Genomic DNA, 17,202 nt, shown 5'->3' with positions numbered 1-17,202 from the left:
ACATGGATATCCATCACAAGATTCATGATGTAGAAAGTGAACTGGCACGCCTGGCTCTGCAAAAGCAGCAGGAGGCCGCCATGCTGGAAGTACTCCCCGTTCGTTATGAACTCAATATGGCTGCGTTTGCCAAATACATGCCCGCCATTCATGACTTTTTCAAGGAGTACCAGCCTGCCAGGCCTTTTCGTTTCTTCTGTAATGAAAACGGCGTTCCCAATATTCTGTGGCTCGATGAGGGTATCTCGCTTTATGGGGATGATCCATTTAGCGAGGTTCAGTCGCAGATTGCCGAGGTCATTGAACACAGTGTCTTGCAGTGCATCGATTTTGTGCCCCAGTGGTATATCGATGGCCAAATCCATATCAAATACAACAATGAAATCTCCAAATTAAAAGAGAACTCAGCTCTGGAAGGGTTGCGTCTAAAGGCAGCATTACATACCGATATTCCTCTGGCACTGATGTATGGCATTGGTTTGGGCTACCAGCTCGGTTGCTTGTATGAACAGTGCAAGATCAAGAATCTGTTTGCTTTCGAGCCTGATCTTGACATGTTTTACGCCTCGCTCTTCTGTTTTGATTGGCATCAGCTGCTCGCCTACATGGAGGAGGAGTCGATCAGTCTGCACCTCTTTATCGGTGTTGACGAGCGATTGCTGGTCGCTGACATGATGGAGGCGCTGCATCGCAAGGGGGCATTCTGGTCGGCAAGCTATTTCTCGTTCTGTCATTACCATTCCCCCAAGCTGCACGCCTTGATAACACAGGTGGAAAGGGAGTTCTATCTGCTCAAAACGGGGTGGGGGTTCTTTGATGACAACATCTATGCACTTGCCCATAGCCACACCCATCTGCAAGACGGCACCCCCTTTCTGAAACGGTGGCGCGATAGCCGTGCCTTCGAGCAGATCCCTGTCTTTGTGGTTGGCAATGGCCCCTCGCTGGATCAGAGCATCGAGTTCATCCGGCAGCATCAGCAGCAGGCAATCATTATCGCCTGCGGTACTGCGGTCAGTGCACTCTACAAAGTTGGCGTAAAACCGGATATCTACGTTGCAGTGGAGCGCACCAAGAGCTCAGCCGATTTTCTGAGCATTCTCAATGCCGATGACTTTATAAAGGACACCGTGTTTCTGAGCGTTGATGTCATTCACCCTGAATGCAAGCGCTTCTTTCGTAAAACAGGGTTGGCGTTCAAGCCCAACGAGCCGATGTTCTCCATGCTGATTAGCGCGTTTGGTCAGGCATTTGAGTACGATACCATTGAATTTTCCAACCCGTTCGTCGGCAATACCGGCCTCAATTATGCGGCCTTGCTTGGTTTCAAGCAGGTGTATTTGTTTGGTATCGACAATGGCTATAAAACAGCCGGACAGCATCACTCCAGCCTGAGTCTCTATTACAACGACAAGCAAGAGGCGAAATACGAGGAAAATTTAAAGGATACTTTCCCGGCTCCGGGTAACTTTGGCGACGAAGTGCGTATCAATCATCTGTTTGGGCTAGCCATTCACAATATGGCCAGTGTATTGCGTGATTATCCCGAGATGCAGTGCGTCAACAGTAGTGACGGCGCTTATATAGAAGGGGCAATCCCTCGTCGTGTTGAATCGTTGCAACCTGAATGGCCGGTACTCGACAAAATCCCGCTCATGGATGAAGTGATGGCCACTTGTTTCCAGTCCTTTGACATGAGCAGCGTTGATTTCGCTGCTGCATTGCAGGTGCCGCTGTTCGTTGAGCTGGTAGACAAGTTGCGCGATGACTGGCGCCAGGTAGCCTGTGAACACAATGCGGTATTGGCCATGATGCAACGCCATCACGACTATCTGCTTTATCTGTTGATGAGCCGCGAATCCCATCTCTATCGGGTCTTGATCGGTTCAATGAACTATTTCTACGCCAATATCATCAGCCTGATGATGTCGCAGGTGACAGCAGAACCCGAGGTACTGGCGGTCAAGATAAAAGAGGCGCAGGCAATCCTGGAGTTATTTTTCGAGGACAGCAAAGTGATGTATGCCGATGCGTTCGATGGCCATGATACCACCTATTTTACCGGCCTGGATGTGTTCAAGCGCTAGTCCTTGAATCGGATGGGGATGACTCTGTTCATCTCCATTCCCTAACAGTATGATATAGAAGTATTTAATCCTTTCAGGTGCATATATGGCCACCCTTTCCCTGGCATCCACCGCATTTCTCATGCCCGGTAATGTGGCATGGGTTCCTTTGGCCCGACATGCACAGTTGCAATTTTGCCCTCAAGGTCAATGGCAGCCGATGGCCGCTTGTGACGGACATCTGGTGCTCTGGTTTTGGGAGCAACTGCTGACCGACAGCGAATGCAAGCATTGGTACACCTTGGCTGAACCCGCATTGTCCGAGACCATCGACACCTGGTTGGAAGCATTGCTCTCGCCACTGCGGGGGCTCCCTCATCTTTATCTTGGTGCCTGTTCACTGCAAGGCGGTGGTGTGAGTAGCGCTCTTCATCCCTGGATGATGCAGCTGGATGTCTGCTTTACCCGAGCGCTTGCACGTCACCACATTAGGGATTTGGGGCTGGGTCGCTGGCTCTCTGAGCAGGGGCGAGCCCATTGTGTGGACGAGCGTAATCGTTACCTTCTTTCTTGTCCTCTCTCGATGCACGGCTTGACCAGCCTTGCCGACTGGATTGCCGCGCGTTGGATGCTTGATCAGGCGCCAATACGCAAGGTGCTGGTGCTCGATTGTGACAATACCCTGTGGGGGGGGGTAGTGGGTGAAGAGGGGTTGACTGGCCTTTACCTTGGTCAGGACGGTCTCGGCAAACTCTATCAGTCGTTTCAGGATGCGGCGCTTTACTGGTATCAGCGCGGCGTGTTGTTGGCATTGTGCTCTAAAAACGAGCCTGCAGATGTTTGGCTGGTGTTTGAGCAGCATGGCGCCATGAGACTCAAAAGGCGAAATATTGCAGCATCTGCCATTGGTTGGGGCTCGAAATCTCAAGGTTTGCGACATATTGCCGCCAGCCTCAATCTGGGGCTTGAGGCCTTGGTCTTCTGGGATGATTCCCCCCTGGAAAGGGCTGAAGTTCGCCATGCCCTGCCACAAGTCGATGTCATTGAACCACCAGCAGATATTTGGGCATGGCCTACAACCTTGCTCACTTATGGGGGGTTCTCCCGCATCTTCAGTGGTGATGACGCTCTTCGTCAGGCCTCCTATCTGGCATTGGCAGATGCCGCCCGGTTACGTAGCGAGGTTGGCAGTGAACAACATTTTCTCGCCTCTTTGTCGTTGCGTGCGGCGATACAGCCGTTGGCGGTGGATAACCTTGCTCGTGCCGAGCAGATCATCCATAAAACCAACCAGTTTAATCTCTCCTGTCAGCGATATGAGGCGAGCGAGCTCAAACGGCTGGCGCAGTCTGGCTGGTGCTGGCTAGTGTCGTTGCAGGATCGCTTTGCCGATCATGGTTTGGTTGGCTTGGTGCTGATCATAAACCTCACGCCCAAACTGGCATTGCTCGATACGCTGGCTCTGAGTTGCAGAGTGTTGTCCAGAGGGCTCGAATATTGGTTACTGGATAGAGTTTCGGCTGCATTGCGCGAGGCGGGGATCGAGCGCTTGGTTATTGGCTCGAACCGTTGTGCTCGTAATGAACCTGCGCTGACATGGTTGGCATCCCTGCCGTTGACCCCCTGTGATAATCCGGATCCCGCCCGTTTTTCCCATGAGCATTACCATAGTCTGGCGCTCGAACAGCTGAATTTGCCTTTTTTGGAGTTTTATCACCATGACTGATCTCTTCACTCTGTTGGAACAGCAGTTTCCTTCTGCAACCGTCACGCGAGACGACTATCAGTTGGGACTTGGGGCCTTTCCGGAATGGGATTCGCTCGGCCATTTCAATTTTCTGTTACTGGTTGAACAGACGTTCTCGGTACGCTTCGAGCCTGAAGAGCTGGCGACGATGAAACAGCTTCAGGATATTCGTGAGGCGCTGTTGCGGCGTGGTCTTGTGCTGTGATTGAAGCTCTCTCTCATGTTCTTGGCTCCCTTGGGATCGCGCGAGGGAGCGCTATAATGGTTCACTCTGACGCCATGGCTGTGGCCCAGTTTCCAGGACGGGGCAATGAAGCCGGCATACATGCTTTTTGGCTCGGAATGCAGGAGTGGCTTGGAAACGAGGGCACTCTGCTGGTGCCAACATTCACGTATAGCCTGACTCGCCAGAGCTGTTTCGACAGGGCGACATCCCCCAGTGAAGTCGGGTTGATGACGGAGCAGTTTCGCACTCTGCCAGGGGTTGCGCGGACCCGCGATCCTATCTTCAGCGTTGCGGTATGGGGAGCGGGGCGTGACCAGGTGGTTGCAGCAGGGGGTCATGACTGCTTTGGTGAAGAGAGCCCCTTCGCCTGGTTGGCGGCTCACGATGGCTGGATTGCCGGTTTTGCCTGTCATCCCGATCGCATTACCTTCACCCACTATGTCGAGCAGCAACTAGGTGTCGATTATCGCTTTATGAAACGTTTTGAGGGGGATGTCCGCGAGCAGGGAATGGTGCGCCCCTGGTATTGTGACTACTTTGTGCGAAGACTCGATCTGGCCAGCGAGATAGATCTTTCCCGTCTGGTTGAAGCCCTTAAAAATCAGGACAAATGGCACCAGGGGTTATTTGGCCGGTTACCTGTCTGGGCAGTTCGCTGCGCCGACTTTGTCGCGGTGGCAAAAGAGCTGATCGCTGTCCACCCCCATGCGCTTATCAGGGAGGGGAGATGAAACTGCACCATATTGGACTGGTGGTGGCCGAACTGGATCTTGGCGTACGTTATTGCGGCGAGACCCTCGGGCTTTCCCGCTTTAGCGAGCCGGTGCTCGATCCGTTGCAGCGGGTGCATATCTGTTTTGCTTATGATGATGCGGGGATTTGCTATGAACTGATTGCACCGGCCAGTGATGATAGCCCCGTCAGTCAGGCGCTACGTACCCGTCATAACCTGCTCAATCATCTGGCTTATGAGGTGGCAGACCTGGCAATGGCTGCCGAAAAACTGCGGGCCCAGCGTCATCTTCCCCTAGGGCCCAGCCAGCCTGCCATCGCCTTTGGCGGCGCCCATGTCCAGTTTTTCCTGAGCCCCCTTGGCCACATTGTCGAATTGATCGAGGCATCCACCCCATGAGTTTTTCACCCAAGAGTGGCTATCTGCCCACCGACTGGGACGACCAGGCACAAGTCGGTGAGCAACTGCATCGGCTGCTCACCCTGCTGTTTCCGCTCAATCGCAGCCTGACCGGGGACGGGGTTCGGCAGTCGCTGGCCCTGTGGCGCGAGCACTGCCTGCCCGGGCTGCAGATCCATGAAGTGGCCAGCGGCACCGAGTGCTTCGACTGGACAGTGCCTGACGAGTGGAACGTGCGGGAGGCCTACATAGTGGGGCCGGATGGACGCAGGGTGGTCGATTTCCAGGACCACAACCTGCATCTGGTCGGTTACTCGGAGCCGGTGCGCTGCACCCTCTCACTGGCCGAGCTGCAGCCCCATCTTCACTCTCTGCCCGAGCAGCCGGACGCCATTCCCTATGTGACCTCCTACTACAAGCGCCGCTGGGGCTTCTGTCTGCCCCATCGGCTGCGAGAGGCGCTGCCGGAGGGGGAATATCAGGTGGTGATCGATGCCACCCTGGCACCGGGCTCGCTCACCTATGGTGACTGGGTGCTGCCGGGGGAGAGCGAGCAGGAGATCTTGCTGTCGAGCTACACCTGTCACCCCTCCATGGCCAACAACGAGCTTTCCGGCCCCTGTGTCGGTGTATTCCTGATGGCCTGGCTTGCGTCACTGCCCACACGTCGCTACAGCTACCGGCTGATGCTGGTGCCTGAAACCCTGGGGGCCATCGTCTATCTCTCCCGCCATCTGGACCAGCTCAAGCAGCGCACCCTGGCCGGCTTCAACCTGACCTGTCTTGGCGATGACCGCAGCTACTCCTTCCTGCCCTCACGCCAAGGCAACACGTTGGCGGATCGCATCGGTCGCCATGTGCTGGGTCATCTTGCGCCGGGCTACAAAGCCTACAGCTTCCTGGAGCGGGGCTCCAACGAGCGGCAGCTGTGCGCGCCCGGCATCGATCTGCCGGTCACCTCGGTGATGCGCAGCCGATACGGCTGTTATGCCGAGTACCACACCTCGCTCGATGACCTCTCGCTGGTGACACCGGCCGGTCTGGCGGGCGGCTTCATGGCGCTGCGCCGTGCCATCGAGTGTCTGGAGCTGGACGAGCGCTGCGAGGTTACTGTGCTGGGCGAACCCCAGCTCGGCAAGCGGGGGCTCTACCCGGATTTGTCGACCCGCTATTCGGGCTGGCAGGTGCGGGAGATGATGAATCTGCTGGCCTACAGCGACGGCAAGCTGACTCTATTCGAGATTGCCGAGACCATAGGGACGCCGTTCTGGCGGGTGGAGCCGCTGGCGCGGATGCTGCTGGATGCCGGGCTGCTGCGTCGCATCAGCCCGCAACCGGACTACTCGATCACCAGATAGGCTGGCCCTGGGTTGTGCGGAGTGCGGCGGATGGCGTAGCGATCCAGCCCCAACACCTCCTTGAGGGCCAGGGTCTCCCCCGGAAAGGCGGGCCAGTTGAGCTCATCGAATGCCAGCACGGATCCCTTGGTCAGGTGCGGCTTGATGAGCTCGAGGCAGCGGCGGGTCGGCTCGTAAAGATCAAAGTCAAAATAGGCCAGCGCAACCATGGTCTCCGGCTGGCGAGCCAGATAAGCTGGCAGCGTCTCGGTCACATCCCCCTTCACTAACTCATGCTTGACGATATGCTCCAGCGGGCTTTCCGCCTCATGGGCGGCGAGCAGTTGGGCCAGATGCTGCTCATAGCCCGGCGTCACCCCGTAGGCACCCGGCTGGATGGCGGCGTCGCTGCCATCCTGCGGAGCGTGGGAAGGGAAGCCGCTGAAGGTATCGAATCCCACCAGCTTGCGGTTGTAGTTGTAGGGTTCATACATGCCGCGAAACGAGGAGAAAAGCGCTAGGTTTTGACCCCAGCGGGTACCGAAATCCATGATGACGCCGTGGACCGGCACGATCTTCTGATACAGCTCGTGCATGAACAGGATGCGGGAGAGCGACTGGCGCTTGAGGTAGAGGCCCAGGTTGTTCTGCAGCTCGGCTGCGGGCAGCGGGCTGGCGTGCAGCAACTCGCTGAAGGCCTGGCGACGTGACAGCTCTTTCTCGGAGGCGTTGGAAATGGCCTTGATCATCAGTGGTCTCCTGTGGTGGTGTCGCCGGCCGGGGTCGACAGGCAGTGCACCACTTCATATTCGAGGTAGTCGGCCAGCCCTAGCCAGTCCTGCCGTTCCTGGCACTGCAGCAGTGCGGCTACCAGTCCGGGTGGCAGGTTGCCCTGCTCGGTGAGCACCTCTTGCAGCAGTTCCGGCAATGCCTGACTCGCTGCAACCGACTGCCCCAGCCGAAACTGGTGCGCCAGGGCGGTGAGGCGGGTGATCTGGCCGTTTTTCATTGCACGTACTCCGGGTGATAGCGGCAGCCGGCGATTTCCGCCCCTTCCCGGCTGCAGTTCCAGAACTGCACATCGGTGTGGAGCGCTATGTAGCGCTCGAGCTCGGTGCGGTAGGCGGAAAAGTTTGGATTGGTCTTGACCCGCCGGCCATGGCCGTCGAGGGCCCAGCTGAGGGCCAGCGCGGCGCTGGGGCCGAGCGCACCGTCGGCCCAGCCCGAGTGGGTGAGCTCGCCGGGAAAGGCGAAGTCAGTGCCCAGCAGGATGACCTGGCGGCAACCCATCTGCACGGCGAGATCCACCGCGGGATGAATGACGCTGCCGCCCGAGTGCAGCACGCCCTTGGGGAGCGTCTGTCGCAGCTGCTGATACATGGGGCTGCGGGAGTAGGCGGTCATGCGTGGCCCCTGCCAGGCCAGCAGGGCTGCCGTGGGAACCGTGGGGTAATAGACCAGGGTGGTCTGGGCCGACTGGGCGGCGGGCAGCCGGTTGCCGTGGATGGCGTCATCTATGGTGACGACGATGTCGGGCCGGATACCGTGGCTGAGCAAAAACGCCAGCGCGGTATCGACGCTAATCAGAAGATAGTCCTGCCGACGGCGCTGCAACTGGGCCTGCAGGGTGGCCAGGTTGTGCTGCAGGGTTGGGCCACTCGCCACGATCAGCGCCTGCTTGCCCTGAGCCAGACCGAACAGGGAGGCCACATCGCCGTCGCCGGCCAGCAGATCGCGGTTTTCCGCCAGCCGCCGGGTGATGTCGGGGTGCTCGGCGTCGAACCTGGCCCGGGCGAACGGCAAATCGATTTCACTCACCAGCCGGTCGCGGATGCGGGCGGCAGCATCTTCCACCAGCAGCAGCTCGGGCGGCAGGGCGAAGAAGGGCAGCCGCACCTCCCCTTCGTCGCCGGCCATCATCAGCTCGACCCTGGGGTCCGTCAGCCAGTCCTGCTGGTCTAGCAGCCGCAGTACAAGGGCAAACAGGGCGCCATTCATGATCTTCACTTCCAGCCGCTTGAGGCCACTGCGCCCCAGCAGGGCGCGCGGCAGATCGCCGAGTCCGGTACCGTAGAGGTGCAGCACTGGCTGCTCTGGCAGGCTGGCGGCCTGCAGCTCGGCCTCTTTCACCCGATCGTGTCGGCTGGTGAGCTGGATGCCGTGGAGGCTGAGGGTGGAGCCGAGCCCCTCGGTCAGCTCGGCCGGCAGGCTTTCCACGTCTTGTGCCAGCAGGCGGGGCCAGAGGGCGGGCCAGCGCTGGCTGATGAGCCTGCCGTGCTGGTTGAAGAGATCATCACTCATCGTTGTCTATCCACTCCCAGCTCAGTGGTTGGTTAGCGCTCAGGCTGCGGTTGACCCGCTTGCCGATGAGCCGATCGTAATCGGCCGGGGGCAGGCCGAGGGCGGGGCGCACCGACTTGATATGCGCTGCGGTGAGCACCTCACCGGCGGCCATCTCCTTGACCAGATAGAGGGAGCGGCGAAAAGCGCGGTTGCCCTGTTCACTGGCGGTGAGCTGGTAATCGGCCACCCCGAGGGCGGCATGAGCGGTATTGACCGAGGCTACCAGCTCGGTGAGTTCGGCCGGTTCCATGGAGAAGGCGCAATCCGGCCCGCCGTCGGCGCGAGCCAGGGTAAAGTGTTTCTCGATGAGGGTCGCCCCGAGCGCAGTGGCGGCGATGGCCGTGGCCGATCCCAGGGTGTGATCGGAGAGCCCCACCTCGACCCCGAAGCGCTGACGCAACATAGGGATGGTGCGCAGGTTGTATTCGGCGGCGGGGGCCGGGTAACCGCTGACACAGTGCAGCAGGGCCAGCTGGCCGTTGCCGTGTTTGAGTGCCATCTCGACCGCGGCGGCGATCTCGGCCTCGTTCGCCATGCCGGTGGACATGATGAGCGGCTTGCCGGTCTGGGCGGCGTAGCGAATGAGGGGCAGATCCACCAGCTCGAAGGAGGCGATCTTGTAGGCCGGGCAGTCCAGTGATTCAAGCAAGTCCACCGCACTGAAATCGAACGGGCTGCTAAAGACAGTCAGCCCCAGCTCGCGCCCTTTGGCAAACAGCGCCTGGTGCCACTCCCAGGGGGTGTGCGCCCACTCATAAAGGTCATAGAGGCTATGGCCATCCCACAAACCGCCGTGGATCTGAAATTCCGGTCGATCACTTTTGAGGGTGATGGTATCCGGGCGGTAGGTTTGCAGCTTGACGGCGCTGGCCCCGGCCTCCCTGGCGGCGGTCATGATGGCCAGTGCACGCTCCAGGTTGCCGTTGTGGTTGGCCGATAGCTCGGCGATCACGTAGGGAGCCTGCGCCGGGCCGATGGATTGATGGGCGATTTGCATCTGTGTTCAGATTCCTGTGCCAAGTTGCCAGCCTTGCGGCGCCGGCTGCCAAGGGGCAGGGGGCGCTATCTGCGGTGGCTCGGCAAGATAGAGGGGAAATTGGGAGAAAATTGTCTGCAAGCGATGTGCCAGCTCTTGCCACTCCGTGGGCTGAAGTGACCGGGTGGCCTGCCATGTCAGGTGCTGACCGTCCAGCGTCAGGGTGAGCAGCAGTTTGCCATCATGGCGTAGTTGCCACAGTTGGCCATCTGGTAACAGCTGATAATCCGATTGTTGCAGCAACCGGGCGGTGAGCCGATCCAGCCCCAGCCCGTCCACCTGCAGCTGGCCACGGCGGCGATAGTCATCTGCTTGCAATTCAAGTTGTTGCAGGGCATGCATCAGCCGCTCAGGCTCATCCAGTTCGCTCAGGGTCAGCCGCTCTGCCAGCTGAAAGCGGGCGATCACCTCATCGTTAAACTGTTGGTTGTCGACGATGGGCACCGCCAGGGTCGGCAGGCCGAGACAGGCTCGCTCCCAGGTCATGCCGCCCGCAGCGCCAATGGCGAAGTCGTGTCGGCTCATCAGGTCGGCCATCTGGTCGCTCTGACGCAGCAAGGTGAGCGGCAGATCGGGCAGTTCGGCAACCCTTTGTTGCAGCTCGGGCCAGAAAGGATTGGCCCCACCGGCTACCAGAGTCCAGCTGACGGTTTTAGCCCATGGCAGTCGAGCCAGCGTATTGAGGGTGATGAGGCAGGCTCCGGCCGGATCGGCACCACCAAAGCAGATGAGGCCATGTCGCCACCGGCTGGCCTTTTGGCGTGCTAGCTGGCGATAGGCAGGGCGCAGCAGGGCATAGTCGGTGCCCAGCAGCAGCCGACAGTCGGCAGGGACGAGTGACTGGTAATCGGCTGTGCTGCGCTGTGGCCCCTGATCCAGCAGCAACTGACCATGATGAGGGCGATCGGCCAGATCGTCGATCACCAGCAACTGACCACAGTGACTTGCCAGTGTCTGCTCGATTTGCCGATCAATCTGGTAGTGATCACACACCAGCCACTCCGGGCGCAAGGTGGGCAAGGGGCCTGCATCGTCCAGATCACAGAGAGCGTGATGCTGGTGGGAGTGCAGCAGTGGCAACAGGTGCATAGGTAGCTGATGGCAGAGGAAGTGGCACTCGGCGCCAGCCGTTTTCAGCCGATCGGCGATGGCCAGACAGCGCATCAGATGACCCAGCCCAATCTCGGTGCCGGCGTCGAGCCGGAAGGCAACCTTAAACGTCATCTTGGGCCAGCACTTGATAGAGCAGTTCGGCCAGGAGCCAATCTTCCGGCGTGTCGATGTCGACCACCCTGTGTCTTGGCAGAATATGGCCAATCCCTTCTCCCCCTACCGGGCTGATCCCTCCCAGCCAGGCCGCACGGCTGCCCCAGTAGAACTGGCCGGCATCCTGATAGGCAGGCTCCAGATCCTGAGAGCGTTTCGCCATCTGCTCCGGCCAGAAGGGGGTGACCCGGCCCTGCTCGTCCATGCGCACGGCGCGCTGAATAGGGAAGCCAAACTCGGCCACGGTATAGACAAAGGGAGCATTACTTGCGATCAGTCGCTGATGGGCGGCCTTCAAGTCATCGGCTTGAATAAGCGGGACCGTGGCATAGATGCAGCAGTAGTGCTCTGCCTGGATGCCGAGCTGGTCGAGCCGCTGGATGGTGTCGATCACCACAGGGGTGGTACCTGTGTGATCATCGGCGAGGTTGGCTGGCCGCAGAAATGGTACTTCCGCGCCCAGTTGACGAGCAACTTCGGCAATCTCCTCATCATCGGTGGAGACCACCACCTTGTTGAAACAGCCTGATTGTTGCGCTGCTTGGATGGCATAGGCGAGCATGGGCTGGCCACAAAAGGGGCGGATATTCTTGCGTGGAATGCGTTTGCTGCCACCCCGGGCCGGGATAATGGCGATGGCCATGATGGGTTCTCTCTGCTGGATTAATGACTGGCCAAAGCCAGGATAATCGATGACAACTCTTTGATTATTTTTGATATTATACTGGTTTTTCTGCTTGTATTATCGATTTTTGCTACGGAATGGCGGCCGTGTGGTCGATAAGAGAGACAGGTCATGGAAGTCATGGAAACTGTATGGCGTTGAAGATGAGTTATGGCGTTGAGCTACGCCCGATAGCGCCGTGGGATCTTCCCGCTTTGCGGCGTTGGCGCAATCAGGATGAGGTGCGAATGCAGATGGTATCCCAGACGCGTATTTCGCCACGGCAACAGCGCCAATGGTTCACCGCCACCCGTGAGCGGCGGGATCAGCAGCACTGGGTGCTCTGGTGCAAAGACGTGCGAGCGGGCTACGTCAATCTGAAAGGTGAGTCTCAGGGCGAGCTGCTGGGTCAGGCGATCGCCGATGCGGGGCTCTATCTGGGCAACTCAACCGTGCGGCATCCCATGCTGGCTGTCGCTGCTGCCTTATCTCAGCTTGATCAGGGTTTTGATGAGTTGCACATCGGTTGTATTCGCACTCTGGTTCGGGAGAACAATCGCTCTGCCCTGCGCTTGAATGAACAACTGGGTTACCGCCAAGTTGGGCAAGAGAATGGATTTTTTGCATTGGAACTGCTGCCGGCGAATTATTATGCCGCCCGTGAGCGGCTACGGAGATTTTTCAGATGACAATCGCATTGGAACAAGTTTTTGCCGAGGCGCTGGGTATCGATATCGGCAGCGTCAGCGATGGGCTGGCCTACAATAGCATCCCGCAGTGGGATTCCGTCGCCCACATGGGGCTGATTGCCCAGTTGGAGGATAACTACGGTGTATTGCTCGACACCGATGACATTATCGACATGAGTTCGGTCGGCAAGGCGCGCGAGATCCTGGCCAAGTACGGGATCGCTTTCTGATGACGGGGCTGCTGCAAGGCAAACGGGTGTTGATCACCGGTGCCGGGCGTGGCATCGGCCTTGCCATTGCCCGTCAGTTTGCCTCTCAGGGGGCTGAACTGTGGCTGGGAGGCCGTGATGAGGTGGCGATGAGCCAGCTGGCGACCGCGCTCGGTTCAGAGTTTGGCGTGCCCTGCCAGCCTCTCTGTTTTGATGTGGCTGATCCGTCGGCGGTCAAGCAGGCTTTTCAGCAGCTGTTTGCTCAGACTCGTCAGCTGGACGTGTTGGTCAACAATGCCGGCATGCTGGAAGAGGCGTTATTGGGGATGGCAAGCCAGGCCCATCTGCAAAAGACATTCAGCAACAATACCTTTAGCGTGATCTATTGCAGCCAGTATGCAGTCCGCCTGATGCAGCGCAGTGGTGGCGGCAGCATCATCAATCTCGCCTCCCTGATGGGGCAGGTGGGGGCTGCCGGACTCAGCTGCTATGCCGGCAGCAAGGCTGCGGTGATCGGTATTACCCAGTCACTGGCCAAGGAGCTTGCCGTCAGCCAGATCCGGGTCAATGCGATTGCTCCCGGTTTTATCGATACCGATATGGCCCACTCCATCCCGCAAGATAAGTTTGCCGAGCGGGTGGCCATCATCGCAATGGGGCGGATTGGCACGCCAGATGATGTGGCCAAGGTGGCCCTGTTTCTCGCATCCGACTTGTCGAGTTATGTGACCGGGCAGGTGATTGGGGTCGATGGGGGGATGGTGATTTGAACCCGCCTGATTTGTTGACACATCTGGTTGAAAGTAACGACGAGCCAGCCTGGCGAGACCCGCAAGAGGGGTGGCTCAGTTATGGTGAACTGGCCCGGCGTGTGGCGCAGTTGGCCACCATCTATCCTGCCGGTCGCCATTTGGTCTACCTGCCATTTGTGACATCCACCCTGCATCTGCTTCACTACTTGCTGGCCCTGCGTGATGGCCACGCCATCATGCTGGCCGATCCTGCACAGGATGCCCGGTTGCACCATGAGCAGTGCCAGCGCTTTAGTGTCAGTCTGCGGGTATTGGAGGATGGGGCAGTTGCGCATCTTGGCGATGCGCCCTCGCTTCACCCTGAGCTGGCCATGCTGCTGCCGACATCGGGCAGTACCGGCTCCTGCAAATGGGTGCGATTGTCGCGAACCAATCTTGATGCCAATGCCGCGGCCATCGCCGAATATCTGGCGCTGAACGGGCGTGAGCGAGCCATCACCTCATTGCCACTTTTTTACTCCTTCGGTATGTCGGTGCTCAACAGCCATCTTTTGGCTGGTGCCTCTCTGGTTTCATGCACTGCCAGCCCCCTTGAGCGCCACTTCTGGGATGAGGTCAATCGCCATCAGGTCACCAGCGTGGCGGGGGTACCCTTTACCTTTCAAATGCTTAACCGCTTGCGTTTTGACTGGGCGCGTTATCCCAGTCTGATGACACTGACCCAGGCTGGAGGACGGCTTGAGCCAGCACTGGCAAAACAGTTTGCCGAGCAGGCCGCTGCACTGAGACGCCGTTTTTTCGTGATGTATGGCCAGACCGAAGCGGCACCGCGCATCGCCTGGTTGGCACACGATGAAGTGATGATTGCCCCCGATGCCATCGGCCGTGCCGTACCGGGCGGGCATCTCTCTCTGCGTCATGAGCCCGGCTTTCCCGATGGGGAGGGGGAGCTGGTTTACCAAGGGCCAAACGTGATGCTTGGCTATGCCGAGCGCCCTGAAGATCTGGTTCGGGGACGTGATATGGATGCGCTCTTTACCGGCGATCTGGCTCGTTGTGATGAGGCAGGCCGCTTCTATCTGACCGGGCGACTCAACCGTTTCCTGAAGCTGTTTGGCAAACGGGTAAGCTTGGCTGAAGTGGAAGCCTGGTTGCAGGGGAGGGGCTATTCCTGCGCCGCGACCGGCTGCGATGATCGCCTGCTGGTAGCCATCGAGGCAGACGCGTGCCCCTGTGACGCACTACAGCTGGAGCTGGCCCGCTGGCTGATGGTGCCACCATCAAGCGTGCGTATCTACCAACACCATTTGCCACGACGCAGCAATATGAAGATTGATTATCCGGCCCTGTTAACAGAGCTGGAGCAACTATGAACAAGCTGTTTGATGCGCCGGTTTTTGGGCTGCCCCAACAGGAAAAAAGTGGGCTGCTCCTTGCTCGCCTGAATGAATTGACGCAGCGGCATGGGCAGGGGTGTCCAGCTTTTGCCAATATTCTGTCGGCGTTTGGCTGGGGTCAGGCCTCGACCTACCAAGAGCTTCCCTATCTGGCCGCCCGTCTGTTCAAATTGGCCCAATGGCAGAGCGTGCCGCAAGAAGAAGTATTCAAGGTGCTCACCTCGTCGGGCACCACGGGGACGCCGTCACGCATTGTGCTGGATCGGGATACAGCCGCGTTGCAGAGCAAGGTGCTGGTGAAGATCCTGCAAGAGTTCGTCGGTAAGCAACGGCTGCCTATGCTGCTGGTGGAGCAACCCGCCCTGATTCAAAACCGCAGCGGTTTTTCCGCTCGGGGAGCCGGTGCGCTGGGGCTCTCCTTCCTTGGCCGTGACCATACTTATGCCCTCGATGAGCAGATGCGGCCCAACTGGCCTGTCATCGAGGCCTTTTGTGACAAATATGCGGGCCAGCCGGTTCTGTTGTTCGGCTTCACCTTCATGGTCTGGCAATGTTTGCTGGAGCCGCTGCGTGAGCGCGGTCTGCAACTGCCGCTCACGCAGGGCACGCTTTTTCACAGCGGTGGCTGGAAAAAACTGCAACACCTCGCGGTAGATAATCCTGCCTTCAAGCTGCGCTGCCATGAACAGTTGGGGTTGAGTCGGGTGCACAACTTCTATGGCATGGTGGAGCAGGTGGGGTCGGTATTTGTCGAGTGTGAGCATGGCCATCTTCATGCTCCCCTCTTTGCCGATCTGCTGGTGCGGGATCCGCTGACTCATCGACCGCTCGGGGTCGGCCAACCCGGCTTGCTGCAGGTGATCTCTGCCATTCCCCAAAGTTATCCTGGCCACAGCCTGCTGACCGAGGATCTCGGCGTGCTGCTGGGGGAGGATGATTGCCCCTGCGGCCGTCGTGGCCGTTATTTTCAGGTATCAGGACGTCAGCAAGGCGCCGAGGTGAGGGGATGCAGCGACACTTTCCAGTGAGCCGATCAGATGTAGAAGATGCCATCTGGCAAGCGGGGCCAGAGGTTGCTTTCGCGGCTCCCGTCAGCGGCTGGCAAGGTTTTGTCACTCACCCACTGCCAAGCTTTGCGCCCGTCATCTGCGATTTTGTGGCTGCGCTCTCTGCACGTCTGCTGAAGGAGGGGCGAGAGAACCCGGATCTGGCCGCCTTTGGCTTTTGGTTGCGGCCGCGCCAGATTGAGGTACAGCGCAAACGCATGGCAGGGCGTGCACCCTTGGGGATGGTTTTTCATCTGGTACCCTCCAACGTGCCGACCGTCGCGTTCTACTCCTGGATCATGGCGCTGCTGATGGGCAATGGGTCCGTGGTACGTCTCTCATCGCGCATCGACCCGGTGCAAGAGGCCATGCTGGCCATCCTGAACGAGCTCTTCTCTCTGCCCGAGTGGCAAGAGATTGCCTCCCGTACCCGTTTTATCCGCTATGACCACGACGAGGGCATCACCGCCTGGCTGTCGGCCCGGTGTCGGCTTCGCATTATCTGGGGAGGTGATGAAACCATCAGCCGGGTACGGACTATTCCGCTCTCACCCCGCGCTCAGGAAATCGTGTTTCCGGATCGCCGCTCCATGGCGGTGTTGGATAGCCAATGGCTCGCCAACCTGGATGCTGCTGCGTGGCGGCAAGTGGTCGCGGCTTTGCAACAAGACTTTACCCGTTTCAATCAACAAGCCTGCGCCTCACCCACTACGATTTGCTGGTTGGGCACTCCCGCCAGCACGTTGCGCCGTCGTCTGCTCGAAGGGATCTTCGCCCCATTTGCAGATAATCCCTCCCTGATGATGGAACGCCTTATCAATAGTCAACAAAATGTCGCCCATGATGGCCAGATGCAGCTGGACACCTTTTCTGGCGTCACCTTATTGACTCCCACCGCCTCTTTGCGGCTTGCACACATCGGAGGAGGTACAGTCGCCGAATTTGTTGCCGATAACCTTGATGAGTTGCTGCTACAGCCTTGGGATATGCAGACCTGTGTCTGGGCTGGCCCGGATAAAACGCAGCTTGAGCATGCGCTCCTGGTATCGCCAGGTTGTCGTATCGATAGGGTGGCAAGTCCGGGACAGGCGCTGGCATTCGAATGGCTCTGGGACGGCATCGACATGCTAGCCGCCTGCAGCCGTCGGCTTGCCCGCATTGAATAGTGGATGCCAGGTCACATAAATCAAGTCATATCAATCAATTAGCTTGGTCAGGCACAGCTCTTGCAGTAATTATTGTGATGAAGGGCAGGAAAGGTTGACAGAGACCGTGCGGTAGCCTTGTCCATT

Annotated in this window: 18 protein-coding genes; 12 read left to right on the top strand and 6 right to left on the bottom strand. The window is 58.6% G+C overall.

Annotated features, from left to right (window positions below):
• The first annotated feature begins 2 nt into the window (after nt 1-2).
• From I6L44_RS08440 to I6L44_RS08415, 6 genes are all read left to right on the top strand, one after another.
• Nucleotides 3-2,087, top strand: coding sequence for a 6-hydroxymethylpterin diphosphokinase MptE-like protein (locus I6L44_RS08440; protein ID WP_216954020.1), 2,085 nt, complete (start codon nt 3-5; stop codon nt 2,085-2,087).
• Between the two features lie 85 nt (nt 2,088-2,172).
• Complete coding sequence (locus I6L44_RS08435) at nt 2,173-3,792, top strand: HAD family hydrolase (RefSeq protein ID WP_216954018.1); 1,620 nt, start codon at nt 2,173-2,175, stop codon at nt 3,790-3,792.
• Nucleotides 3,785-4,018 (top strand): acyl carrier protein, encoded by a 234-nt coding sequence (locus I6L44_RS08430; protein ID WP_216954016.1) that lies wholly within the window; start codon nt 3,785-3,787, stop codon nt 4,016-4,018. Before I6L44_RS08435 ends, I6L44_RS08430 begins: the two co-directional genes overlap by 8 nt.
• A gap of 56 nt (nt 4,019-4,074) precedes the next feature.
• Nucleotides 4,075-4,770 carry an AAC(3) family N-acetyltransferase gene (locus I6L44_RS08425; protein ID WP_216954014.1) on the top strand — a complete coding sequence of 232 codons (696 nt, stop codon included), beginning with the start codon at nt 4,075-4,077 and terminating at the stop codon, nt 4,768-4,770.
• Complete coding sequence (locus tag I6L44_RS08420; protein WP_216954011.1) at nt 4,767-5,171, top strand: VOC family protein; 405 nt, start codon at nt 4,767-4,769, stop codon at nt 5,169-5,171. The genes I6L44_RS08425 and I6L44_RS08420 overlap by 4 nt, the downstream gene beginning before the upstream one ends.
• A complete protein-coding gene (locus I6L44_RS08415) occupies nt 5,168-6,529 on the top strand; it encodes a DUF4910 domain-containing protein (protein ID WP_216954009.1) in 1,362 nt (453 codons plus the stop codon). The genes I6L44_RS08420 and I6L44_RS08415 overlap by 4 nt, the downstream gene beginning before the upstream one ends.
• Here the strand turns inward: I6L44_RS08415 and I6L44_RS08410 are convergent.
• The 6 genes from I6L44_RS08410 to pseF are packed head-to-tail and all read right to left on the bottom strand — an operon-like array spanning nt 6,511 to nt 11,796.
• A complete protein-coding gene (locus I6L44_RS08410; RefSeq protein WP_129503719.1) occupies nt 6,511-7,257 on the bottom strand; it encodes a class I SAM-dependent methyltransferase in 747 nt (248 codons plus the stop codon). The genes I6L44_RS08415 and I6L44_RS08410 overlap by 19 nt on opposite strands.
• The gene (locus tag I6L44_RS08405; RefSeq protein ID WP_010635733.1) at nt 7,257-7,517 is read right to left on the bottom strand and encodes a hypothetical protein; all 261 of its coding nucleotides are present in this window, start codon (nt 7,515-7,517) and stop codon (nt 7,257-7,259) included. Before I6L44_RS08405 ends, I6L44_RS08410 begins: the two co-directional genes overlap by 1 nt.
• Nucleotides 7,514-8,809 (bottom strand): motility associated factor glycosyltransferase family protein, encoded by a 1,296-nt coding sequence (locus I6L44_RS08400; protein WP_216954007.1) that lies wholly within the window; start codon nt 8,807-8,809, stop codon nt 7,514-7,516. Before I6L44_RS08400 ends, I6L44_RS08405 begins: the two co-directional genes overlap by 4 nt.
• Nucleotides 8,802-9,848, bottom strand: coding sequence for a pseudaminic acid synthase (gene pseI, locus I6L44_RS08395; RefSeq protein WP_216954005.1), 1,047 nt, complete (start codon nt 9,846-9,848; stop codon nt 8,802-8,804). Before pseI ends, I6L44_RS08400 begins: the two co-directional genes overlap by 8 nt.
• Nucleotides 9,849-9,854: 6 nt before the next feature.
• Entirely contained in the window at nt 9,855-11,111 is a 1,257-nt protein-coding gene (gene pseG / locus I6L44_RS08390) for a UDP-2,4-diacetamido-2,4,6-trideoxy-beta-L-altropyranose hydrolase (protein WP_216954003.1), read from the bottom strand.
• Nucleotides 11,101-11,796 carry a pseudaminic acid cytidylyltransferase gene (gene pseF, locus I6L44_RS08385; protein WP_216954001.1) on the bottom strand — a complete coding sequence of 232 codons (696 nt, stop codon included), beginning with the start codon at nt 11,794-11,796 and terminating at the stop codon, nt 11,101-11,103. The genes pseG and pseF overlap by 11 nt, the downstream gene beginning before the upstream one ends.
• 173 nt (nt 11,797-11,969) lie before the next feature.
• Between pseF and I6L44_RS08380 the strand changes: the two genes are divergently transcribed.
• Genes I6L44_RS08380 through I6L44_RS08355 form a run of 6 tightly spaced genes read left to right on the top strand, consistent with a single transcriptional unit; the run spans nt 11,970 to nt 17,076 of the window.
• Nucleotides 11,970-12,506 carry a GNAT family N-acetyltransferase gene (locus I6L44_RS08380; RefSeq protein WP_216953998.1) on the top strand — a complete coding sequence of 179 codons (537 nt, stop codon included), beginning with the start codon at nt 11,970-11,972 and terminating at the stop codon, nt 12,504-12,506.
• Nucleotides 12,503-12,736: an acyl carrier protein gene (locus tag I6L44_RS08375; protein ID WP_139459750.1), complete on the top strand. Its 234-nt coding sequence runs from the start codon at nt 12,503-12,505 to the stop codon at nt 12,734-12,736. Before I6L44_RS08380 ends, I6L44_RS08375 begins: the two co-directional genes overlap by 4 nt.
• Nucleotides 12,736-13,485: an SDR family NAD(P)-dependent oxidoreductase gene (locus I6L44_RS08370; protein ID WP_216953996.1), complete on the top strand. Its 750-nt coding sequence runs from the start codon at nt 12,736-12,738 to the stop codon at nt 13,483-13,485. Before I6L44_RS08375 ends, I6L44_RS08370 begins: the two co-directional genes overlap by 1 nt.
• Nucleotides 13,482-14,840 carry an AMP-binding protein gene (locus I6L44_RS08365; protein WP_216953994.1) on the top strand — a complete coding sequence of 453 codons (1,359 nt, stop codon included), beginning with the start codon at nt 13,482-13,484 and terminating at the stop codon, nt 14,838-14,840. The genes I6L44_RS08370 and I6L44_RS08365 overlap by 4 nt, the downstream gene beginning before the upstream one ends.
• Entirely contained in the window at nt 14,837-15,892 is a 1,056-nt protein-coding gene (locus I6L44_RS08360; RefSeq protein WP_216953993.1) for an acyl-protein synthetase, read from the top strand. Before I6L44_RS08365 ends, I6L44_RS08360 begins: the two co-directional genes overlap by 4 nt.
• Nucleotides 15,871-17,076, top strand: a complete 1,206-nt coding sequence (locus tag I6L44_RS08355; protein WP_216953991.1) for an acyl-CoA reductase — start codon at nt 15,871-15,873, stop codon at nt 17,074-17,076. The genes I6L44_RS08360 and I6L44_RS08355 overlap by 22 nt, the downstream gene beginning before the upstream one ends.
• Nucleotides 17,077-17,202: the final 126 nt, after the last annotated feature.

The sequence above is a fragment of the Aeromonas sp. FDAARGOS 1414 genome, assembly GCF_019047065.1.
In the GTDB taxonomy this organism is placed as follows: domain Bacteria; phylum Pseudomonadota; class Gammaproteobacteria; order Enterobacterales; family Aeromonadaceae; genus Aeromonas; species Aeromonas veronii_A.
Note: the sequence above shows the minus strand (reverse complement) of the source record. Positions and strands in the feature narration are given on the sequence as shown.